The sequence below is a fragment of the Paractinoplanes rishiriensis genome (assembly GCF_016862375.1).
GTDB lineage: Bacteria > Actinomycetota > Actinomycetes > Mycobacteriales > Micromonosporaceae > Actinoplanes > Actinoplanes rishiriensis.
In genome coordinates this window covers 43,500-63,276 of the sequence record NZ_BOMV01000056.1, presented here as the reverse complement: position 1 = coordinate 63,276, position 19,777 = coordinate 43,500, and the positions used below count along the sequence as shown (strand labels likewise).

Sequence of the window (19,777 nt, the reverse complement as noted above, 5' to 3'; positions counted from 1 at the left end):
CACCGGCCATGGTCGACACCGCACCGGCCCGCCCGTTCGCCGATCCGCTGCCGCGGCGGCGGGCGGTGCGGCCGCCGCGGATCTGGGCGCCCCGGGCCCCGATCCCGCGCGGCTGGCGGCTCGGCCTGATCGCGGCCTCGGTGCTGGTGCCGGTCACGGTCTGGGTGATCGTGTCGGCGACCGGGCGGGTGCCGGAGGAGTTCCTGCCGTCGCCGGCCGCGGTGTGGCAGGCCGGCCTCGACATGGCCCGCTCCGGCACGCTGGCCGCCGACACCTGGGCCAGCGTCCAGCGCATCCTGATCGGTTTCGGGCTCTCGGTGCTGGTGTCGGTGCCGCTCGGGCTGCTCATGGGCGGCTTCTCGGCCGGGCAGGCGCTGTGCGAGCCGGTGGTCGGCCTGCTGCGGTACCTGCCGGCCAGCGCGTTCATCCCGCTGCTCACCATCTGGCTCGGGATCGGCGAGCCGTCGAAGGTGATGCTGCTGTTCATCGGCACGGTCTTCTTCAACACGCTGATGATCGCCGACGCGGTGCGCCAGGTGCCGCGCGCGCAGATCGACGTCTCGTACACCCTCGGCGCCCGCCGCGGCGAGGTGCTGCGCAAGGTGGTCGTGCTGCATGCACTGCCCGGCATGATCGACGCCGTACGGGTGAACGCCGCGGCCGCCTGGAACTTCGTGGTCGTCGCCGAACTGATCAACAGCGAGGAGGGCCTCGGCTACCGGATCGCCCGCAGCCAGCGTTTCCTGGCCAGCGACCGGATCTTCGCGATTCTCGTGGTCATCGCCCTGATCGGGCTGGCCATCGACGTACTGCTGCGGCTGTTGCGCGACCGCGTCGGTAGGTGGGTCTGATGGCCCTCACGCTGTCCGGCGTGACCATGCGGTACGCCGACTTCACCGCGCTGTCCGACGTGTCGTTGCAGGTGACCGAGGGCGAGTTCGTGTGCCTGGTCGGGGCGAGCGGCTCCGGCAAGTCGACGCTGCTGTCGCTGATCGCCGGCCTGACCCGCCCCACCGCCGGCACGGTCACCCTGGACGGCCGCCCGGTGACCGGACCGGGCCCGGAGCGCGGCCTGGTCTTCCAGTCCGGAGCCGTCTATCCCTTCCGGACGGTCGAGCGCAATGTCGCGTTCGGCCTCGAACTTCTGCCCTTGACCAAAGCGGAACGGGACCGCCGCGTCGACTGGTATCTCGCCGAGACCGGCCTCACGGCGCTGCGCCGCCACCTGCCCAAACAGCTCTCCGGTGGCCAGCGTCAACGGGTGGCGATCGCCCGCGCGCTGGCCTGCGAGCCGTCGGTGCTGCTGCTCGACGAGCCGTTCGGCGCGCTGGACGTCCAGACCAAGGAGGACATGCAGGTCTTTCTGCGCCGGGTGTGGCGCGACACCGGCACCACGGTCGTGATGGTCACCCACGACGTCGAGGAGGCCGTGTTCCTGGGTCAGCGCGTGGTGGTGCTGGCCTGCAACCCGGGGCGGATCGCGGCCGACCTGCCGGTTCCGCTGCCCGAGGACCGCCCGCTGACGGTGAAGCGCCTGCCCGGCTTCCTGTCGCTGCGGGCCACGGTGGAGGACCAGGTACGCGCCTTCCACCGGGCCGCCGCCTGACCCCCGTCGCCGGCCGGTTCCCTCCTGCCACCGGCCGGCGGCGGGCATGATCTGCTTGGCGGATGCTGCAGCGCTACGACGAACGAAACGCCGACCTGAAGTACTCGGTGAACGGTGTGCTCCGGCACCGCGACGAGCCCGGGATCTCCCCGTTCGACTCGGTGGTGCAGGGCGGCGACGCGGTCTGGGAGGGCCTGCGGCTGTATCGCGGCCGGGTCTTCGGCCTCACCGAGCACCTGGACCGCCTGCGCCGCTCGGCGGTTGCCCTGGGCTTCGCCGCCGTACCCACCCACGAGGAGATCACCGAAGCGTTGGTGGCCACCCTGGCCGCCAACAACATGTGGGACGGCGTGCACGTGCGCCTCACCCTCACCCGGGGCGTGAAGCTCACCAGCGGCATGGACCCGCGCCTCAACACCGGTGGTGGCACGCTCATCGTGCTGGCCGAGCACAAGCCTCCGGTGTACGAGACCACCGGCCTGCGCCTGATCACGTCGAGCACCCGCCGCCCCGCACCCGACGTCCTCGACCCGAAGATCCACCACAACAACCTGCTGAACTCGATCCTCGCCAAGATCGAGGCCAACGTGGCCGGCGCCGACGACGCCCTGATGCTGGACGCCCGCGGCTTCGTCGCCGAGACCAACGCGACCCACCTGTTCGCCGTGCTCGACGGCGTGCTGACCACCCCGCACACGGTGGCCTGCCCCGAGGGCATCACCCGCCAGACCGTCCTGAACCTGGCCGCGGAGCACGGCATCCCGTCGGCGGTCCGCGACGTCTCGCTCACCGAGTTCCACACCGCCGCCGAGGTCTTCTGCACCGGCACGATGGGCGAACTGGCCGCCGTGGTCGCGATCGACGGCCGCCCGATCGCCGGCGGCGAAGTGGGCAAGCTGACGTCCCGCCTGGCCGGCATCTACCAGTCGCACGCCTACGCGGCCGGCGAGCCGCTCCCACTTGCCCCACCGGCCTGAATGCGGCACGCCGCCAGCTCGTCGTAGTGCGGCCGGGCCGCCGCCACGAGGTGCCGGAGCCGCTCCGGCACCTCCGGCACCGCGGGGTTGTAGTGTGCGAATCCGGTCGACTTCTCCACCGCCGCATACCAGTGCGGCGCCCAAACCCCGTCCGTCTCTCGCCGTCCGGCGGGCCAGGCCAACATGCTTTTGCGGTACGGGATCCCCAGCGCCGCGCACAACCCGGCGAGCACGGCCCCCGGGTCCCGGAGCAGATCGGCGGCGTCCACCACGGGCCCGCCGTGCGCCCGGAAGATCTCCACCTGCTGGGCGTAGCCGAGGTCGTCGAGTGTGGGCTCCCCGCGAACCTTGGCATAGGACGCCACCACGGCCGCCGGATCCCGGATGAGATAGGCGTTGCTGACCTGCCCGAGCCACCCCCGCCCGATGTCCGGCAGCAGGTGGTGCGTCATGTGCTTCTGATAATGCACCCCCACCGCCGCCGGAAGCTCCCCGACCAGCCCCGCAACGGCGTCCTCCCACCGCCGAGGCTGGCTGGCCAGGATCTCCTCCCGCCCCGGATGATCGATCCCGGTCACGTCGAGGTAGTGCGCATACAACGGCTCATCCACCACCACGGTGTCGTCCCGAGCCCCGAAGCTGCGCATGAGAGCCGTCGACACATTCCGCGGCCCCGACCACATAGCCACCCGAACCACCAAGACCCCCGACCTCCCACCACTCCACCGGCGTCCGCACCACCGGCAGCCGTCGCCGCCAACACCGCCAGTCGCCGCCAACACCGTCAGTCGTCGGCGCGGGCGCCTCCGCCGACTGCCCGCACCCGTGCGGCTCGCGACTGTCTCGCCGGCCCATTCTCGTGGTTCCGCCGCACAACGCACAGCGCAGCATGGTCCCGCGCGTGCCGTTCTGCGGCTCTAGATCTAGGTGACTTTCTGCGCCCGCGAAACAGCATCTCTCCAAGGCCGGCTCCGATGCTTCCGACCTTGAAAAGTTAGTGCCCGCGCCGAACACGAACCCGCCAAGATCGGGGATCGCTGCTCCAATGGACGCGGCTTCACATGGGGGAGCGCCACCAGAAACGACAAACCCAAAATAACCGACATGGATCGACAGCGGACCGCTGACCGCGGACCGCCGACGCGGACCGCCGACGCAGACCGCGGACCGCCGACGCCCACCGCCGCCCGCCAACCGCGATGGCGGACCGCGGGCGGGAGGCGTCGTGGCCGAGCCAGGCAGCAGCCCACCCTCCACTGTCACTGACCGTCCCGCCGACTGTCACGGGGTCCATGGGGATGTGGCGGGTGCGGTGCTGGGCTGTCGCGGGGCAGCCCGCACGCGCGTTGGTCCTGACCGCGATCGCCGCGAAGCCCCGCCGAGCGGTGATTGGCTGTTGGCGGGTGTAGTGGTTCGCGCGGGCAGGGCCGGGGTGCGCTACCCGCGGTCCCAGTCGTCGGGTGGGTAGTCGTCGAGGGGCGGCTCCTCGTCGTCGAAGAAGGGCAGTGGCTCGTCGGGGCCGAGGCGGGCGGACGCGGGAGCCGGGCGGCGCGGCCCCGGCGCGGCCGGAGGTGCCGCGGCCGGCGGAGGAACGGCAGCGGACCGGGGGACGGCAGCGGACCGGGGGACGGCAGCGGACCGGGGGACGGCAGCGGGCGGCGGGCTGGCAGCGGGCGGCGGGCTGGCAGCGGGCGCCGGGCTGGTCGAGGGAGCGGCGCCGGCCAGAATGTCGAGGACCTGCTGGCCGAACTTTGTCAGTTTGGCCTGGCCTACGCCGCTCACCGTGCCCAGTTCGCCCAGGGTCCTGGGGTGCAGCGCGGCGATCGAGCGCAGCGTTGCGTCGTGGAAGATGACGTAGGCGGGTACGCCCTGGTCCTTGGCGGTTGCGCCTCGCCAGGCTCGCAGGCGTTCGAAGTCGGCGGCGGCCTCGGCGGGGAGGTCGGCGGCGGGCGGTGCGGCGGTGGCGGCGGTGGCGCTGCGGGAGCGGGGGGTGCGGGCCTTGGGCGGTGGCTCGCGGCGCATCATCACCTTGACCTCGCCGCGCAGCACCTGGGAACTGGTGCCAGTGAGCACCAGCGTGCCGTAGTCGCCCTCGACGGCCAGGTAGCCCGCGGCCAGCAGCTGGCGGACGACGCCCCGCCACTCCTGGTCGCGCAACTCGGTGCCGATGCCGAAGACCGAGAGCTGGTCGTGGCGGAACTGGGTCACCTTGTCGGTCTGCTTGCCGAGCAGGATGTCGATCGACTGGCCGGCGCCGAATTTCTGGCCGCGTTCGCGTTGCAGGCGCAGCACTGTGGACAGCAGTTTCTGGGCGGGGACCGTGCCGTCCCAGGACTCGGGCGGGTTGAGGCAGGTGTCGCAGTTGCCGCAGTTGGCGCCCTCCGGCGTCTCGCCGAAGTAGGCCAACAGCTGGCCGCGGCGGCAGGAGACCGTCTCGCACAGGGCCAGCATGGCGTCCAGGTGCTGGGAGGCGTTCCTCCGGAACGCGGCGTCGCCGTCGGAGCTGTCGATCATCTTGCGCTGCTGCACGACATCCTGGAGGCCGTACGCGAGCCAGGCCGTGGACGGCAGGCCGTCGCGGCCGGCGCGGCCGGTCTCCTGGTAGTAGCCCTCGACCGATTTCGGCAGGTCGAGGTGGGCCACGAAGCGGACGTCCGGTTTGTCGATGCCCATGCCGAACGCGATCGTCGCCACCATGACCAGGCCGTCCTCGCGCAGGAAGCGGGACTGGTTGGCGGCGCGCACCCGGTTGTCTAGGCCGGCGTGGTAGGGCAGCGCGGGAACGCCGTTCTGGCTGAGGAACTCGGCGGCCTTTTCCACGCCGGCCCGGGACAGGCAGTAGACGATGCCGCTGTCCCCGGGGTGTTCGGTGCGGAGCAGGTCGAGCAGCTGGCGGCGGGGTTCGTTCTTGGGAGCGATCCGGTACTGGATGTTGGGGCGGTCGAAGCTCGCGGTGAAGTGCCGCGCGTCGGTCAGGCGCAGCCGGGTGGCGATCTCGGTGCGGGTGGCGCTGGTGGCGGTCGCGGTCAGTGCGATCCGGGGCACGTCGGGCCAGCGCTCGTGCAGCATCGACAGGCCCAGGTAGTCGGGGCGGAAGTCGTGGCCCCACTGCGAGACGCAGTGCGCCTCGTCGATGGCGAACAGCGAGATCTTGCCGCGGTCGAGCAGCCGCTGGGTGGCCGCCACGCCCAGGCCCTCGGGGGCGACGTAGAGCAGGTCGAGGTCGCCGTTGACGAACTCGGCCTCGACGATGCGGCGTTCCTCGTAGTCCTGGGAGGAGTTCAGGAAGCCGGCCCGGACGCCGAGCGTGCGCAGCGCGTCGACCTGGTCCTGCATGAGGGCGATCAGCGGGGAGATCACCACGCCGGTGCCGGGGCGGACCAGGGCGGGAATCTGGTAGCAGAGCGACTTGCCGCCGCCGGTGGGCATCAGCACGAGCGCGTCGCCGCCGCCGACGACGTGCTCGATGATGTCGCGCTGCTGCCCGCGGAAGTCGGGGTAACCGAACACCTTGTTGAGGACGTCGGTGGCGGACGCGCCGGGGAGCAGGGGGGCCGAGGTCACCCCGCGATACTAGAGACGTGGGCCGACAGTCTGCCGACGGCCTGTGGATAACGCGGCCGGGGCGGCGCCGAACGACGCCCCCGGCCCGCCCCCGAGGGCGCAAAGGTTAGAGGGCCGGCCAGAAGCTTGCAAGGGTGCAACTTTTTCAGGCGAGGACGTACGGCAGGGCGACCAGTTCGAGGACGAGCTGGGCGGGGCTGCCGGCCGCGGCGCGCAGGCTCAGCGGCGCATGCTGCTCGGCGTGCTTGCCGGCCAACTGGTGCAGGGCGGACACCCCGGCGCTGGACAGATGGGTGACCGCCGACAGGTCGACGGTCATCGGCACCATGCCGCCCCGGCTGCGCCGCAGCAGCTCCTGCCGGGCGTTGACCGCGGTGGCCGCGTCCACCGGTCCCTCGATGCGCACCAGGGCCTCGTCGTCGCCGGGCTGCTCGACGATCCGGAAGCCGGTGGCCGGCGGCGCCAGCGGCCGGGCCGGCACCGGGTCGCGGACGTCGAGCAGGCGGGCCGGGCGCACCGGGGTGTGCCGCAGCCGGACCACCGTGCCGTCCGCGGCGGGTTCCACCCGCAGCATCTCGACCAGCTGGGTGGCCAGCGCCAGCCCGCGGCCCCGGTTCGGCTCACGCGTCGGTGCCCGCCAGACGCCCTGGTCGCGTACGGCCGCATCGATCTGACCCGACGCCGACAAACCTGCCCGGACCGACACCGAGCCGACCGAGCCGGCGTGCTCGATCGCGTTGGACATCAGCTCGCCCAGGGCGTGTTGCAGAACGAAACCGTCGCGGGCGGTGGCCCCGATCGCATCGAGCCAGGCGCCGATGCGCTCCCGGGCCGCGCTCAGCGACGCGGGCACCGCCGGCAGCTCCAGGTCGAGGTCGGCGGCCACCGGCACCCGCTGCGCCGCGAGCAACGTGATGTCGTCGGCGTGCCCGGTGAGCCGCACCAGCAGCTCCACCGACTGGGTGCAGACCCGCTCGGCCGCGGTGACGTCCGGCTCGTGCAGGGCCCGGCCGGCGGCGCTGTCGGCCGCCACCGCGGCGAGTTCGGCCGCGCTCTCCGGATGGGACCGGCCGGGGCGTTCCAGAATCCCGTCGGTGTAGAGCAGCAGCAGGTCACCGGGCTCGAGCCGGGCCGTGCCGACCGGGAACGAGCCGCCGGTGGCCAGTGGGGTGCCGCCGGTGCCGGGCAGGTAACGCGCCTCGCCGCCGGGCGTGACCAGCAGCGGCGGCGGGTGCCCGGCCGTGCAGTAGGCGACCTCGCCGCTGACCGGGTCGACCACCGCCATGGCCACCGTGGTGGCGTGCGCGGCCGGCGACCGGGACGCGAACCGGTCGGCCGCGCCGAGCGCCTCGGCGATGCCGGCACCGTCGTCGAGCCGGTCGCGCAGCACCGCCCGCAACTGGCCCATCGCCCCGGACGCGGTGACCCCGTGCCCGACCACGTCACCGGCGATCAGCGCCACCCGGCCGTCCTTCTGCGGGACGGCGTCGAACCAGTCGCCGCCGGCCGCCGTGTCCGCCTCGGCGAGCAGGTAGCTGGCCGCGACCTGCAGGCCGGGCAGCACCGGCAGCCCGACCGGCAGCAGTTCCCGCTGGAGCGCCGTGACCACCTCGCGGCTCTGCTCGTACCGTTCCTGGAGGTCGGCCGTCGCGGCCGCGGCCGCCTGCCGCTGCCGCACCAGGTCGGTGACGTCGAAGCCGACCCCGATCACGCCCCGCCGCTCGCCGGCCTCGTCGTGCCACGGTGTGATGGTGAAGTTGGCGAACATCTCGTGCACCGAGCCGTCCGGCATGTCCAGGTGGGCCCGCCACTCCTGCCCGGCGACCGGTTCACCCGTCCGGTAGACGTCGTAGTACGCCTCCACGAACTGCTGGCCGATCAGGTCGCTGATCACCTCGCGGATCGGCCGGTCCCGCCACTCCCGGCCGGGCAGCACCTGCCGGGTGGCCGCGTTGAGACTGATCACGCGCAGCTCCGGGCCCTGGCACACGACCAGGATGAACGGCACCTGGTCGAGCGCCACGAGGCGCGGATCGTCGGTCATCAGCTCATCGTGCCGGATGCGCGGCGGGATCTCTCACTCGGCCAGGGGTAGCTCGATGGTGTGTGCGGTGTGCTGTGCCTTGGTGGCGAGGTACCGGACGTTGGCGGCGGACATGTGCACCCCGGTGGGCACCCGCTGGGTGACGTCGATCCCGCACGCCGCCAGCTGCGTCGCCTTGTCCGGGTTGTTGCTGAGCAGGCGGATCCGGTCGGTGCCCAGGGCCAGCAGCATCTGCGCGGCCGAGGTGTAGTCCCGCTCGTCCTCGCCCCGGCCGAGCGCCACGTTCGCCTCGTACGTGTCCAGGCCCGAGTCCTGCAGCGCGTACGCGTCGAGCTTCGCGTACAGGCCGATCCCGCGTCCCTCCTGCCGCAGGTAGAGCAGGAAACCACCCTGTTCGGTGATGCGCTCGGCGGCCTCGCGCAGCTGCGGGCCGCAGTCGCAGCGCTGGCTGCCGAACACGTCGCCGGTCAGGCACTCGCTGTGCGGCCGTACCAGCGGTGCCCGCCCGCCGGCCGCCGACTTGGTCAGCGCGCGTTGCCAGTCGCCCAGGCCCAGGGCGAGATGTTCCTGACCGTCGACCAGCCCGTCGAAGGTCATGACCCGTGCCGTGGTGGCATACCCGTCCGCGAAGCGCAGCGGAACAGTGACCTGCTGCCGCACGGTGGCGTTCCTCATCGGTATCGGTCCTCCTCGTAGATCCCCGCTGATCCGCTATGCCCGCCGCCGAAGTCACCGCAACGCAACAGACCGCGAATGTGTCTGTAATCGTGTCCCGGATTATCTTGGACGCAACTGTTCGACCGGGGTGACGATCGTCGCTCGGCTGGAGGCGTCATCAGTGGTTGAGCGTCCTTACACGCTGTTGAGCTGCGGCATGTCCATCGACGGCTACCTCGATGACGCCGCGCAGGAGCGTCTGCTGTTGTCCAACGAGGCCGATTTCGACCGCGTTGACGACGTTCGCGCCGGTTGCGACGCGATTCTGGTGGGTGCCGCGACGATCCGCCAGGACGACCCGCGCCTGATGGTGCGCTCGGCCGAGCGGCGCGCGGCCCGGGTGGCCCGCGGCGAGCAGCCGCACCCGGTGAAGGTGACCGTCACCAGCCGGTGCGACATCGATCCGGCCGCCAAGTTCTTCGCCCTCGGCGAGGTGGACAAGCTGGTGTACTGCGCCAGCCACCGGCTCGCCTCGGCCCGCGAGCGGCTCGGCGCGGTGGCCACCGTGATCGACGGGGGCGACCCGGTCGACCTGGGCCGGGTGACCGCCGACCTGGCCGGCCGCGGGGTCCGCCGGCTCATGGTGGAGGGTGGCGGCACGATGCACACCCAGTTCCTGACCGCGGGTCTCGCCGACGAGCTCCAGCTGGTGGTGGCGCCGTTCTTCGTGGGCGACTCGCGGGCGCCGCGCTTCGTCAGCGACGGCGACTTCCCGTGGGGACCGGGGCACCGGGCCACCCTGGCCGAGGTGCGCCAGATCGGTGACGTGGTCCTGCTGCGCTACGCCCTCTCCGACCGCTTCGCGAAGGGCCGGTCCGAGCGGCGGTAGCCCGCTGCCTGGCACCGGACTCACGCGCCGGTGCGGGCCAGCTCACGACCCGGCGCGAAGGAAGCGCCGGGGAACACGTCGGCCGGCAGCACAGGCACCGGCGAGATCGGCATGACCGCCCGGACCGCGCGGGACCGCGCAGCGGCCCGCAGCCGGACGACGGCCCGCACCATGAGGATGGCGGCGCCCGGCAGGGCGGCGACGAAGGCGAACAGGCCGTAGACCACCGCGATGGTCAGGCCCTGGGTGGCGCTCAGCCCGGCGGCACCGAAGGCCCACGCGGTCACCGCCTCGCGCGGGCCCCAGCCACCGATGTTCAGCGGCAGCGACATGGCCAGCAGCGCGAGCAGCATGAGCGGGGCGAGCGCGGCCAGCGAGGCGGCCGAACCGGCCACCCGGGCCGCCACCACGAAGGTGGCCAGATGTCCGAGCAGGACCACGGTGGAGGCGAGCGTGATGCCCGGCCAGTTGCGGCGGGCCAGCAGGCCGGTGCGGATCTCGGCGACGCCGGTGCGCACGGCCGCGGCCACCTTGGAGCCGCCCTGCCGCAGCTTGCGGCAGGCGAGCAGGACCAGGACGCCGGCTCCGGCGATGGCCGCGGTGACGACGGCGGCCACCGCTCCGTGCCGCTCCAGCAGGGTCAAAACCGGCGACGGTACGGTGACCAGAACGGTGACGCCGACGCCGATGAGCACGATCTGGCCCGCCGTGCGCTCCAGCACCACGGCCCGCACGCTGCGCCCGACGTCGCCCTCGTCCTTGCCGTGCTTGACCGCCCGGTCGACGTCGCCGAGCACCCCGCCGGGCAGTGCCGCATTGAGGAACAGCGCCTTGTAGTAGTCGGCGACCGCACCGCGGAACGAGAGCCGCAGCCCCAGGCCACGGGCCACCAGGCACCAGCGCCAGGCGCTGAAGACCGTGGTGACGACGCCGATGCCGAACGCGGTCAGCACCGCGGGAGCGTCGATCACCCGGACGCCGTCGAGGAACGCGCCGGTTCCGAGCCGCCACAGCAGCACCGCGAGGATCGCCGCCCCGCCCAGCAGCCGCAGCCATGGCCAGATCGATCGCGTCACGTCGTCGTCCCCCTCTGTTCGCCCGTCCTCCCCTAGTACGCCGGGACGGGCATGAAGGGTTCAGCCGAAGATCGCCAAAAGATCAACATGTCCGACTCGGGCGCCCGGCAGGTCCGCGAGCCGCCTACGCAGGTAACCGTCAAGATCCAGGTCGGGACGCTGCTCGGCGGCCGCGGCCACCCATCCGCGCAGCCATTCGGCGGTCAGTTCCGGTCGCTCCGGCCCGAGCCGCCACGGGCTGGGCCGGGTGACCACGGTGGCGCCGGCCTTCTCGAACGCGGCGGCCGCCACCGCGGGCGCGTCCGGACCGAGCAGCCGGCGGCCGCCGACCACCCGCCGCTGGTGCTCGTTGAACGCCTCCTCGACCACCCCGTCCTCGGGCAGCGCCGGCTCGAACACTACCTCGCCGGCCACCGACAGGGTGAACAGCGCCGGCGTGCCCGACCCCGCGCAGGCCGCGGCCAGGTCGCCGACCTCCTCCTCGGTGAGCAGGTCGAGCAGCGCCGAGCAGGTGACCAGGTCGGCCTCCGCCAGGTCGGCGGCGCTCAGCCCGGTCACGTCGCCGAGCGCGGTCGTCACGGTGACGCCGGGGAACGGCATGTTGGCCGCGGCGTGCTCCAGGAGCGCCGGGTCCCGGTCCGCCATGATCCAGTGCTGCGGCCCGGTCAGCTGCGGCGCCAGCCAGCGGCCCAGCGAGCCGGTGCCGCAGCCCAGGTCGCGGATGGTCCGGATCGGCCCCGATATCAGCCCCACGAGTTCGGTGCTGCGGGCCTCGGCGTCGGCGGGTTCGCGCAGCCCCAGCCACGTTTCGCTGAACTCTCCGGTCATCGGTCGAGCACCTCGCTCACTCGTCGGGCGGTATCGGTCCAGGTCGGCAGGGTTTCGCGGCGGCCCAGCGCGGCGGTGCGCAGTCGCTCGCGCAGCGCCGGGCCGGTGAGCCAGGCGCGCAGCGCGGCGGCGAGTGCGGCCGGGTCGCCGGGCGGGATCAGGAGGCCCGGCCGGCTGCCGTCCGGCGCGTGCCCCAGGGCCTCCGGGACGCCGCCCACCTCGGTGGCGAGCACCGGCACGGCGTGGGCCAGGGCCTCGGTCACCACCATGCCGTAGGTCTCCGCCCGGGAAGGAAGAACAAAAAGATCACTGCGGCCGTACGCGTCACCCAGCGCCTGCCCCGTGCGGGGCCCGACGAATCGGATCGCCGGGTGGCGGAACGGGACAGGCTTGCCGACGGCTCCCACGAACGTACAGTCCCACTCGAGGTCGGCCAGGTCCCGCTCCAGGGCCGCGACCAGCAGGTCCTGCCCCTTGCGCGGGGTCACCGAGGCGACGCAGAGCAGCCGGTGCCCGCGTGGGTCCGGGACGGCCGGGGGAGCGGGGTCGACCCCGGGAATCGCCACCGCCACCCCAGATATGCCGTGCATGTCGGAAATGCGCGCCGCGGCGGCGGCGCTGGTCGCGATGACCGCGGTGGCGTGGCGCAGGGCCGCGCCCTCGGCTTCCCGGAGCCGCGTGGCCTCGGCGGGCTCGAGGCCGGTCTCGTCGCTGAGCGGCAGGTGCACCAGGATGACGAGCCGCAGCCGCCGCCGGTGGGGCTGGAGCACGTCGGGCACCCCGCAGGCGACGAGGCCGTCCAGCAGCACATCGGACTTGTCGGGAACGTCGCCCAAGGCGCGGGCGAGGGTGGCGCGGGCCGCCGGGGCGGGGCTGGGCCAGGAACCGGGGATCGCGATCTCGTGCACGTCCCGGGTGAGCGGCGGTGCCGCCTGTGCGGGATCGGCCGCGCGGCGGTTTTGGGCGGCGGGATCGGCCGCGCGGTTGCGGGCCGCGGGATTGCGGTCGCCGGACAGCAGCGACAGGACGATCCGGTCGTAGCGGTTGCCGCCGCTCGGTGCCGCCGGGTCGTCGATGCCGCCCGGCAGCACCGCCCACAGGGGCGAGCTCACAGACCCCGCTCGTAGCTCGCCCACGCGATGTGCGACTCGTGCAGGGTCACCGCGATGCCGGTCAGGCCCGCGGCGCCGGCGCCCAGGTCACCGGACGCCACCTTGGCGGCGAGCCGGTCGGCGATCACCTTGGCCAGGTATTCCGTGGACGTGTTCACGCCCGCGAAGTCCTTCTCGTCGTCCAGGTTGCGGTAGCTGAGGCCGCCGCAGATCGCGTGCAGTTCCTCGCTCGCCCGGCCGATGTCCACCACGATGTTGTCGTCGTCCAGTTCGGGGCGGCGGAACGTGGCGTCCACCACGAACGTGGCCCCGTGCAGCTTCTGGGCCGGTCCGAAGACCGCGCCGGAGAAGCTGTGCGCGATCATGATGTGGTCGCGGACGGTGACGCTGAACAAGAGCTACTCCTCGGGATAGTCGATCACGTGGCAGAGGGCGGGAAGGCTACCGTCCGCGAGCCGCGGCAGCACCTCGGGCAACTCGTCGAAGCCGGAGCGGCCGGTGACCAGCGTCTCGAAGACCGGGTTCCGCAGCAGGTCGAGGGCCACCGCCAGGCGTTCGGCGTAGGTGCGGCGGCGGCCCGGGGTGATTCCGCCCACCTGGCTGCTGCGCACGGTCAGCCGGCGGGAGTGGAAGAACTCGCCCAGCGGCACCGTGACCTCCCGGTCGCCGTACCAGCTCAGCTCCACGACCGTCCCCTCGGGAGCCAGCAGTTCGAGAGCGCGGGTCAGCCCGGCCGAGGTGGCGCTCGCGTGGATGGCCAGGTCACAGTCGCCCAGGGCGTCGTCCGGGTGGACGTACGACACCCCGAGCCGGTCCGCGACCGCCGCGCGCGACTCGTCCGGGTCCACGAGCTGGACGCGTACCCCTGGAAGCATCGCGGCGATGGCCGCGACCGAACAACCCACCATGCCCCCGCCGACCACCGCGATCCGGTCGCCGACCAGGGGCGCCGCGTCCCACAGCGCGTTCACCGCGGTCTCCACGGTGCCGGCCAGCACGGCCCGGTGCGCGGGCACGTCGTCCGGCACCACGGTCACCGCCGAGGCCGGCACGACGAACCGGGTCTGGTGCGGGAACAGCGAGAATACGGTCCGGCCGAGCAGTTCCGCGGGGCCCTGCTCGACCACGCCGACGTTCAGGTATCCGTACTTGACCGGGGCCGGGAAGTCGCCGTGCTGGAACGGCGCGCGCATGTGCGGCCACTGGCTCGCCGGCACCCGGCCGGTGAAGACCAGCGTCTCCGTGCCCCGGCTCACTCCGGTGTGCAGGGTGCGGACCAGCACCTCGTCGCCGGCGGGGGCGGCTACGTGTTCCGGGCGTATCTCCCCCTTTCCGGGGTAAGCAAGCCAGAAGGCACGCGCATCACCCGACATGGGCTTTCTCCTCGCCAGCTGAACCGAACCTCGCCAGCGCGCGTGTTAAGCGCTGACAGCGGTAACCCTACGCAGCCGATCTTGCCTTGGAGGCATGGTGACACTCGCAGCGATCCCGGCGGCGCCCGCGCGCGGACCGATGACCGGCCTGACCGCCCAGCTCGGACTGCTGGCGCTGGTGGCCGTGACCCTCGGTCTGACGCCGGCCGGCCTGGTCGCGGGCGGGTTGTACGGCCTGGTCCTGTGCGGGGCGCTGGCGCTCGGGCTGCAGCGGGCCGGGATGCGCTCGATGGGTGCCGCGAACGTCATCACGTTCAGCCGGGCGATCCTGGTCGGCCTGGTGACCGCGCTCGTGGTGACGTCGTTCACCGAGCCGGTCAGCACGGTCTGGCTGGTCGCGATCGCCGGCGTGGCGCTCGCCCTGGACGGTGTGGACGGCCAGGTGGCGCGGCGCACCGGCTGCACCACGACGCTCGGTGCCCGGTTCGACATGGAGATCGACGCGTTCCTGATCCTGGTGCTCAGCGTCTACGCCGGGGACCGGTTCGGCTGGTGGACCGTGGCGCTGGGTGCGTACCGCTACCTGTTCGTGGCCGCCTCCTGGGCGCTGCCCTGGATGACCGCCGCGCTGCCGCCGCGGTTCTCCCGCAAGGTGGTGGCCGCGCTGCAGGGCATCGTGCTGGCCCTGGTCACCCCGGACCTGCTGCCGGCGCCGGTCGCGGTGGCCGCGCTGGCCGTCGCGCTGGCGACGCTGACCTGGTCGTTCGGCCGGGACATCGGCTGGCTGTACCGGGCGTCGCTGGTGCGCGAGGCGGCCCGCCGCCGCTGGTCCGGCACCCCGCAGCGGCAGCCGGCGCTGGTCGGTTGAAGAGCTGAGGTCACGCCACCCGGGCGACCGAGCCGGGCGGCGGTGCCGGCACCGCGTCCGGGTGCAGGACGGCCGCGATGGCTTCCACCCCGTCGACCAGTCGCGGTCCCGGACGCACCACCAGGCCGTCGCCGTCGATCGCCCACACCTGTGCGCCCGGGAAGTGCGGCACTACGGCCTCGGCCTGCTCGACCGCGCCGCCCAGGTGATAACCGCACGGGGTGACCAGGACGATCTCGGGTGCGGGTGCGGCCAGCTCCTCGTACGTGACCTGGATCGAACGCTGTCCACCGCGGGCCGCAACCGGAACGCCACCCGCCGCCGTCACCAGGTCGGGCACCCAGTGCCCGGCGGTGAACGGCGGGTCCACCCACTCCACCACCGCCACCCGCGGCCGGGATCGGCCGGCGACCGCCGCGGCCACCCGGTCGAGGCGCAGCTGCAGCGCCGCCACCAGGGCCTCGGCCCGTTCCGGCACCCCCGCCGCGGCGCCCACCTCGCGGAACGTGCGCAGCACCTGGTCGAGCGTGTACGGGTCGAGCGAGAGCACGTCGGCCCGGCAGCCCAGGTAGTCGAGCGCCGCGTCGACGTGGCCGGACGGCAGCGCGCAGACCCGGCACAGGTCCTGAGTGAGGATCAGATCCGGGGCGAGGCCGGCCAGCGCGTCCGCGTGCAGCGTGTACAGGTCGTCGCCGGCCGACATCCGGCCCTTCACGTAGTCGTCGATCTCGGCCGGCGTCATCCCGCGGGTGTCCCGGCCGCCCACCACCACGGTTTTCTCCTGCCGGGCCCGCGGTGGCTCGTCGCACTCGAAGGTCACCCCGACCAGGTCGTCGCCCAGCCCCAGCGCGTACGCGATCTCGGTGGCCGACGGCAGCAGGGAGACGAGTCGCATGCCTCCATCCTGCCGGGTCAGGCCGCGCGCCGCGGCCGGGCCTTCTGGGCGAGCATCCGCCACCACGAGTCCACCGACGGCCAGGTGGTGACCCGGGCCACCGGGTCCACCCAGAGCGGCCGCAGGCCACGCCGGACCGCGTATTCGATGGCGCTGCGGGTGCCGCCCGGCCGGCCCCGGACCCACACCGCCACGACCTGGTCGCTGCGCTGGACCATGCCCCAGTTGCGGGCGAGCAGATGCCGCACGTGGAAGCCGGTGCCGTAGGTGACGACATGGGCGGCGTGGCCCAGCAGGCGCTCCCACTCGGCGCGGTCCGCCGGCGTCCATCCGTCCGGCTGCTGCGGGAACGGGACGTGCGCCTCGAGGCGCAGACCGGCGTCGACCACGGCGTCCGCCCACCACAGATCCGCGCCGATCGCCATGCCGGAGACACCGGTGGTGGTGCCGCGGTCCGCGCGCAGTCCGGCGGCCAGGCGGCGCAACTCGCCGGGCACCCAGGCGCGGGCCACCGGGTCCAGGTGCTCGGAACGGTGTCCGGTGACCATCACCCTCGGCCACACCGCGCGTGTCATGTGTCCTCCTTCGGTCGCCTGCTTCTCCTGACTTATCCGAATTCAGATCAATCAATCCCGCCGCGGGGTGATCGGCGGTACGGCGGCTTCGCCGGTCGAGGCGGGCGCGACCGGTGGCGCGGCGGGCCCATCGGCCGAAAGGCAGATGCGCCGATCGAGATTCGGTCCGCGGGCCGATGTGGCCGTGACCACCCGGCGCCGATCCTGATGGGCATGACCACGGCACCTCTCGCCCACACCGATGTGATCGTCCTGGACTACCTCGCCGCGTTGTGGGCGCAGAGCGAGGACCTGTCGCCCGAACTGCGTGACGAGCTGATGAGCACGGTGGCCGACTACATCGCGGCGCGCCGGGCCAGCGCGGTCGAGCCGATCGAGGACGCCGCCTCGATCATCGGGCGGTTAGGGCCGCCCGAGTCGCTGGTGGCGGCGGCCCGGCGGGGCAACCTGCCGCCGCACATCCGGTTGCCGGCGCTGATCGCGCCGCCGCCGGTGCCGCGCCTGGTCCGGACCACGACCGCCGGGGGCGCGCCCGAGTACGCCGCGATCGGGCTGCTCACCGCGGGCGCGGTCGTGCTGCCGGTGATCAGCCCGGTGGCCGGGATGCTGATGGTGACCGCGTCGCCGCACTGGACGGTGGCGGCGAAGGCGACCGGGTGGATCGTCACGGCGGGCTCCTGCGCGGCCGCCGCCATGCTCATGGTGTTCCTGGTCGCCGCCATGCCGTTCTACGGCGAGGGGGTGGCGGTCCTGATGTACCTGCTGCTGTGCGGCGGCTCGGTGGGCGCCGGCATCTATCTGCTCAACCAGCTGCGCCGGGGCGGTCAGGCGGGCTGACGGCCGCGCGACGCCTCGCCGCTGATCTCGTCGATCACCTGGGCCCAGACCGCCATCGGCGGGAACTCGTGGCCCACCCCGTCGAGCCAGACGAGCCGCGCGCCGGGGATCTCGGCGGCCAGCGCGTGCGCGTCGGCGGCCGGCACCACCCGGTCGAGCGTGCCGTGCAGCACCAGGGTGGGTGCAGTGATCGAGCCGAGCCGCGGCCGGACCGGCGGCCCGTGCGCGAGGCAGTGGTGGTTGGCCTGCGAGGCAGCCATGTCGGTGGTGCGGTCGTAGATCCGTTCGGCGAGCCGGCGCAGGTGCGGCTCGTCGGCGGTGAACGGCCCGCCCCGTTCCCGGATCGCGGCGATCATGCGGCGGACCGAGGCGCGGCGGTGCGACCAGTCGGTCACGGCCGGCGCCGGGTGTGCCGGCGTCTCGCCCGGAACCGCCGACATCAGCGTCAGCGAGCGCACCCGGTGCGGCCGCTCCACCGCGATCCGCTGCGCCAGGGCTCCGCCCATGGCCATCCCGACCAGGTGGGCGCGGTGCACGCCGAGTGCGTCGAGCACGCCGAGTGCGTCATGGGCCAGATCCACACCGGAGTACGGCGGGCAGCCGGCCGGGAACGACGTGGAGCGGCCGGTGTCCCGATGGTCGTACCGGATCACGCAGCGCCCGCCGGCGGCCAGCCGCCGGCAGAACTCGTCCTCCCACCAGTCCATCGAACTGGCCCCGCCCGCGATCAGCAGCAGCGCGGGATCGGTCGGCTCCCCGAACGTCTCGACGCACAACTCGATGCCGTTGACCGGCACCATCGTCTCGGCCACCACGGGTCCATTGTCCGGCATCACACTTGACAGCCAGGTTAAAACCCGATCACCGACGTGTACGGGAACGTTGTGAATTTCCTGAGCCGGATCTCCGATGTGGTTTGATCAGCGGCGTGTTGCCCGACTTGACCGAATTTCATCCGCATCGGACCGTGCAGGACGCGTCGTTCGAGGGCGTTCCGGTGCCCGGCCTGCGGGCCGACTTCTTCCGCCGCGACGAGAACGGCCGCACCGCCAGCGTGGGCCGCTACTCGATGGGTGGCCGGGACCTGCTGCTGGCCTGGGGATACGTCGACGAGGAGCACTGCCGGCACAACGCGGTCCGGGACCCGTCCGGCGGCTGGCACCCGGCGACGAACGGATGCCCCGACGTGGAGTTGATCAGGGACGGCCGGGACGTCGTCGGCCTGGCCGTCCGCGCGCCTACCGGTGAGTGGGTGCGGTGATTGCGGCGGCCCGCGCCTGCCGGCGGACGATCCGCAGCGAGGCGCCGGTCAGGGCGATGGCGATCACGAAGAGTGTCAGGTGCAGGTAGGGGTCGACGATCGGCACGAAGCCGATGACCGCGACCGGAATCTGCACCACGCCGATCAGACCGGCCAGCAGCCAGCGGTTGCCGCCCGCCCACAGCAGTGCGGTCCAGACCGGCGCGGACACCACCACCAGGGTGAACGCGTCCAGGACGGCGTGCAGGGTGGCGTTGTGGACGTGGTTGTGGGCGAAGGCCTGGGCGGGGGTGGCGACCCAGAGACCGGCCACGACGAGGGCGAGTAGGACAGCGGCACGACGCATGGGATCCTCCAGCGTGTGGGAACCGTTGCTCTGTGTCACCACGGTACGGAACCGTCATCCGGGTCGTAAAGCCCCGCCGAGGAAGTCGAACGCATCGGGCACGCACCGCGACCAGTAGCCGAAGTTGTGCCGGCCGGGTCCGAAGCTGCCGGCCGCCATCGGTTCCGGCAGGCGTCCGGCCAGGTGGCGGACGTCGTCGGAGTAGCCGTCGTCGTCGCCGCACCAGAGGCCCACCGGGGTGCCGCGCAGCAGGCTGGCGTTGCGGGTGACGTCGTCGTCCGGCCGCACCGCGGGGGAGAACGCGGCCACCGCCCGGAGAAAGCTCGGGAACGCCTCGGCCAGCAGCAGTGCGCCGTAGCCACCCATCGACCAGCCCCAGGCCGCCATCCGGGTGGTGTCGAACGCGCGGGCCCGGCACCAGAACGGGATCTCGTCGTGCACCAGGCGCTGCGGGTCGTCGCCGGCCGACGGGCGCCAGAACAGCCGGCCCCCGTCCGCGCCGGCCAGCACGAACGGGGGAGCGCCCCGGCGTACCGCGTCGGTGAGGAAGCGGCCCAGGCCCAGCTTCGCGAAGTCGGCCGGGGTCTTGGAGCCGCCGTGCAGGATCAGGCACACCGGCAGCCCGCGCCCGGCGCCGTGGCCGGCCGGCACCGCGGTGTAGAAGTCGACCTCGCGGCCGCGGGCCTTGGACCACCGGCGTTCCAGGCGTTCGACCCCGGCCGGCGCGTCCGGCACCACCGGCGTCGAATCACCTGTTCGGGTGTGGTACCCGGCCAATCCGGCGGCCGCGGCCACCGCTGCGCCGGTACTCAGCAGGATTCGTCGTCTCATCGACCCCACAACGCCGATTTGTCGGGTGGCGTGACGTT

Annotated in this window: 21 protein-coding genes; 7 read left to right on the top strand and 14 right to left on the bottom strand. The window is 72.9% G+C overall.

Annotated features, from left to right (window positions below):
• Positions 1-8: 8 nt before the first annotated feature.
• The 3 genes from Ari01nite_RS24090 to Ari01nite_RS24080 all read left to right on the top strand — a co-directional run bounded on the left by Ari01nite_RS24090 (position 9) and on the right by Ari01nite_RS24080 (position 2,583).
• On the top strand, positions 9-851 hold the full coding sequence (locus Ari01nite_RS24090) for an ABC transporter permease (protein ID WP_203784204.1): 843 nt from the start codon (positions 9-11) through the stop codon (positions 849-851).
• Positions 851-1,606, top strand: coding sequence for an ABC transporter ATP-binding protein (locus Ari01nite_RS24085; protein WP_203784202.1), 756 nt, complete (start codon positions 851-853; stop codon positions 1,604-1,606). The genes Ari01nite_RS24090 and Ari01nite_RS24085 overlap by 1 nt, the downstream gene beginning before the upstream one ends.
• Positions 1,607-1,668: 62 nt before the next feature.
• Complete coding sequence (locus Ari01nite_RS24080) at positions 1,669-2,583, top strand: aminotransferase class IV (protein ID WP_203784200.1); 915 nt, start codon at positions 1,669-1,671, stop codon at positions 2,581-2,583.
• Here the strand turns inward: Ari01nite_RS24080 and Ari01nite_RS24075 are convergent.
• From Ari01nite_RS24075 to Ari01nite_RS24060, 4 genes are all read right to left on the bottom strand, one after another.
• Positions 2,541-3,266, bottom strand: coding sequence for a sulfotransferase-like domain-containing protein (locus Ari01nite_RS24075; RefSeq protein ID WP_275410868.1), 726 nt, complete (start codon positions 3,264-3,266; stop codon positions 2,541-2,543). The genes Ari01nite_RS24080 and Ari01nite_RS24075 overlap by 43 nt on opposite strands.
• Before the next feature lie 754 nt (positions 3,267-4,020).
• Positions 4,021-6,147, bottom strand: coding sequence for a DNA helicase RecQ (gene recQ, locus Ari01nite_RS24070; protein WP_239162976.1), 2,127 nt, complete (start codon positions 6,145-6,147; stop codon positions 4,021-4,023).
• A 145-nt stretch (positions 6,148-6,292) separates the two neighbouring features.
• Positions 6,293-8,191: a SpoIIE family protein phosphatase gene (locus Ari01nite_RS24065; protein ID WP_203784195.1), complete on the bottom strand. Its 1,899-nt coding sequence runs from the start codon at positions 8,189-8,191 to the stop codon at positions 6,293-6,295.
• Between the two features lie 33 nt (positions 8,192-8,224).
• A complete protein-coding gene (locus Ari01nite_RS24060; RefSeq protein WP_203784194.1) occupies positions 8,225-8,866 on the bottom strand; it encodes a GTP cyclohydrolase II in 642 nt (213 codons plus the stop codon).
• 163 nt (positions 8,867-9,029) lie between these two features.
• Between Ari01nite_RS24060 and Ari01nite_RS24055 the strand changes: the two genes are divergently transcribed.
• Positions 9,030-9,737: a RibD family protein gene (locus Ari01nite_RS24055; RefSeq protein WP_203784187.1), complete on the top strand. Its 708-nt coding sequence runs from the start codon at positions 9,030-9,032 to the stop codon at positions 9,735-9,737.
• A 20-nt stretch (positions 9,738-9,757) separates the two neighbouring features.
• On the opposite strand, the gene Ari01nite_RS24050 is transcribed toward Ari01nite_RS24055, so the two are convergent.
• Genes Ari01nite_RS24050 through Ari01nite_RS24030 form a run of 5 tightly spaced genes read right to left on the bottom strand, consistent with a single transcriptional unit; the run spans position 9,758 to position 14,126 of the window.
• Complete coding sequence (locus tag Ari01nite_RS24050; RefSeq protein ID WP_239162975.1) at positions 9,758-10,813, bottom strand: lysylphosphatidylglycerol synthase transmembrane domain-containing protein; 1,056 nt, start codon at positions 10,811-10,813, stop codon at positions 9,758-9,760.
• 60 nt (positions 10,814-10,873) lie between these two features.
• Complete coding sequence (locus Ari01nite_RS24045) at positions 10,874-11,641, bottom strand: class I SAM-dependent methyltransferase (RefSeq protein WP_203784185.1); 768 nt, start codon at positions 11,639-11,641, stop codon at positions 10,874-10,876.
• Complete coding sequence (locus Ari01nite_RS24040; protein WP_203784183.1) at positions 11,638-12,753, bottom strand: glycosyltransferase family 4 protein; 1,116 nt, start codon at positions 12,751-12,753, stop codon at positions 11,638-11,640. The genes Ari01nite_RS24045 and Ari01nite_RS24040 overlap by 4 nt, the downstream gene beginning before the upstream one ends.
• Positions 12,750-13,148 carry a 6-pyruvoyl trahydropterin synthase family protein gene (locus Ari01nite_RS24035; RefSeq protein WP_203784182.1) on the bottom strand — a complete coding sequence of 133 codons (399 nt, stop codon included), beginning with the start codon at positions 13,146-13,148 and terminating at the stop codon, positions 12,750-12,752. The genes Ari01nite_RS24040 and Ari01nite_RS24035 overlap by 4 nt, the downstream gene beginning before the upstream one ends.
• A gap of 3 nt (positions 13,149-13,151) precedes the next feature.
• Complete coding sequence (locus tag Ari01nite_RS24030) at positions 13,152-14,126, bottom strand: zinc-dependent alcohol dehydrogenase (RefSeq protein ID WP_203784180.1); 975 nt, start codon at positions 14,124-14,126, stop codon at positions 13,152-13,154.
• 94 nt (positions 14,127-14,220) lie between these two features.
• Here Ari01nite_RS24030 and Ari01nite_RS24025 point away from each other — a divergent pair, with 94 nt between their 5' ends.
• The gene (locus tag Ari01nite_RS24025) at positions 14,221-14,994 is read left to right on the top strand and encodes a CDP-alcohol phosphatidyltransferase family protein (protein WP_203784179.1); all 774 of its coding nucleotides are present in this window, start codon (positions 14,221-14,223) and stop codon (positions 14,992-14,994) included.
• A gap of 10 nt (positions 14,995-15,004) precedes the next feature.
• Here the strand turns inward: Ari01nite_RS24025 and Ari01nite_RS24020 are convergent, their stop codons facing one another.
• Together Ari01nite_RS24020 and Ari01nite_RS24015 are read right to left on the bottom strand one after the other, a co-directional pair.
• Positions 15,005-15,889, bottom strand: coding sequence for an ABC transporter substrate-binding protein (locus tag Ari01nite_RS24020; RefSeq protein ID WP_203784178.1), 885 nt, complete (start codon positions 15,887-15,889; stop codon positions 15,005-15,007).
• A gap of 17 nt (positions 15,890-15,906) precedes the next feature.
• Positions 15,907-16,464 (bottom strand): hypothetical protein, encoded by a 558-nt coding sequence (locus Ari01nite_RS24015; protein ID WP_203784177.1) that lies wholly within the window; start codon positions 16,462-16,464, stop codon positions 15,907-15,909.
• A gap of 213 nt (positions 16,465-16,677) precedes the next feature.
• Here Ari01nite_RS24015 and Ari01nite_RS24010 point away from each other — a divergent pair, with 213 nt between their 5' ends.
• Positions 16,678-17,301, top strand: coding sequence for an HAAS signaling domain-containing protein (locus Ari01nite_RS24010; protein WP_239162974.1), 624 nt, complete (start codon positions 16,678-16,680; stop codon positions 17,299-17,301).
• Here the strand turns inward: Ari01nite_RS24010 and Ari01nite_RS24005 are convergent.
• A complete protein-coding gene (locus Ari01nite_RS24005) occupies positions 17,289-18,116 on the bottom strand; it encodes an alpha/beta fold hydrolase (protein WP_239162973.1) in 828 nt (275 codons plus the stop codon). The two genes, Ari01nite_RS24010 and Ari01nite_RS24005, sit on opposite strands and share 13 nt — an antisense overlap.
• A gap of 113 nt (positions 18,117-18,229) precedes the next feature.
• Between Ari01nite_RS24005 and Ari01nite_RS24000 the strand changes: the two genes are divergently transcribed.
• Positions 18,230-18,562, top strand: coding sequence for a hypothetical protein (locus tag Ari01nite_RS24000; protein ID WP_203784175.1), 333 nt, complete (start codon positions 18,230-18,232; stop codon positions 18,560-18,562).
• Here the strand turns inward: Ari01nite_RS24000 and Ari01nite_RS23995 are convergent.
• Together Ari01nite_RS23995 and Ari01nite_RS23990 are read right to left on the bottom strand one after the other, a co-directional pair.
• Positions 18,540-18,908: a hypothetical protein gene (locus Ari01nite_RS23995; RefSeq protein WP_203784174.1), complete on the bottom strand. Its 369-nt coding sequence runs from the start codon at positions 18,906-18,908 to the stop codon at positions 18,540-18,542. The genes Ari01nite_RS24000 and Ari01nite_RS23995 overlap by 23 nt on opposite strands.
• A gap of 54 nt (positions 18,909-18,962) precedes the next feature.
• Positions 18,963-19,739 carry an alpha/beta hydrolase gene (locus tag Ari01nite_RS23990; RefSeq protein ID WP_203784173.1) on the bottom strand — a complete coding sequence of 259 codons (777 nt, stop codon included), beginning with the start codon at positions 19,737-19,739 and terminating at the stop codon, positions 18,963-18,965.
• Positions 19,740-19,777: the final 38 nt, after the last annotated feature.

Excerpts from the sequence above, each read along its gene's own strand:
- Ari01nite_RS24045 (WP_203784185.1), bottom strand. The coding sequence starts at position 11,641 with ATGACCGGAGAGTTCAGCGAAACGTGGCTGGGGCTGCGCGAACCCGCC.
- Ari01nite_RS24075 (WP_275410868.1), bottom strand. The coding sequence starts at position 3,266 with ATGTGGTCGGGGCCGCGGAATGTGTCGACGGCTCTCATGCGCAGCTTC.
- Ari01nite_RS24025 (WP_203784179.1), top strand. The coding sequence starts at position 14,221 with ATGGTGACACTCGCAGCGATCCCGGCGGCGCCCGCGCGCGGACCGATG.
- Ari01nite_RS24060 (WP_203784194.1), bottom strand. The coding sequence starts at position 8,866 with ATGAGGAACGCCACCGTGCGGCAGCAGGTCACTGTTCCGCTGCGCTTC.
- Ari01nite_RS24015 (WP_203784177.1), bottom strand. The coding sequence starts at position 16,464 with ATGACACGCGCGGTGTGGCCGAGGGTGATGGTCACCGGACACCGTTCC.
- Ari01nite_RS24010 (WP_239162974.1), top strand. The coding sequence starts at position 16,678 with ATGACCACGGCACCTCTCGCCCACACCGATGTGATCGTCCTGGACTAC.
- Ari01nite_RS23995 (WP_203784174.1), bottom strand. The coding sequence starts at position 18,908 with ATGCGTCGTGCCGCTGTCCTACTCGCCCTCGTCGTGGCCGGTCTCTGG.
- Ari01nite_RS24020 (WP_203784178.1), bottom strand. The coding sequence starts at position 15,889 with ATGCGACTCGTCTCCCTGCTGCCGTCGGCCACCGAGATCGCGTACGCG.
- Ari01nite_RS24065 (WP_203784195.1), bottom strand. The coding sequence starts at position 8,191 with ATGACCGACGATCCGCGCCTCGTGGCGCTCGACCAGGTGCCGTTCATC.
- Ari01nite_RS24080 (WP_203784200.1), top strand. The coding sequence starts at position 1,669 with ATGCTGCAGCGCTACGACGAACGAAACGCCGACCTGAAGTACTCGGTG.
- Ari01nite_RS24030 (WP_203784180.1), bottom strand. The coding sequence starts at position 14,126 with ATGTCGGGTGATGCGCGTGCCTTCTGGCTTGCTTACCCCGGAAAGGGG.
- Ari01nite_RS24085 (WP_203784202.1), top strand. The coding sequence starts at position 851 with ATGGCCCTCACGCTGTCCGGCGTGACCATGCGGTACGCCGACTTCACC.
- Ari01nite_RS23990 (WP_203784173.1), bottom strand. The coding sequence starts at position 19,739 with ATGAGACGACGAATCCTGCTGAGTACCGGCGCAGCGGTGGCCGCGGCC.
- Ari01nite_RS24090 (WP_203784204.1), top strand. The coding sequence starts at position 9 with ATGGTCGACACCGCACCGGCCCGCCCGTTCGCCGATCCGCTGCCGCGG.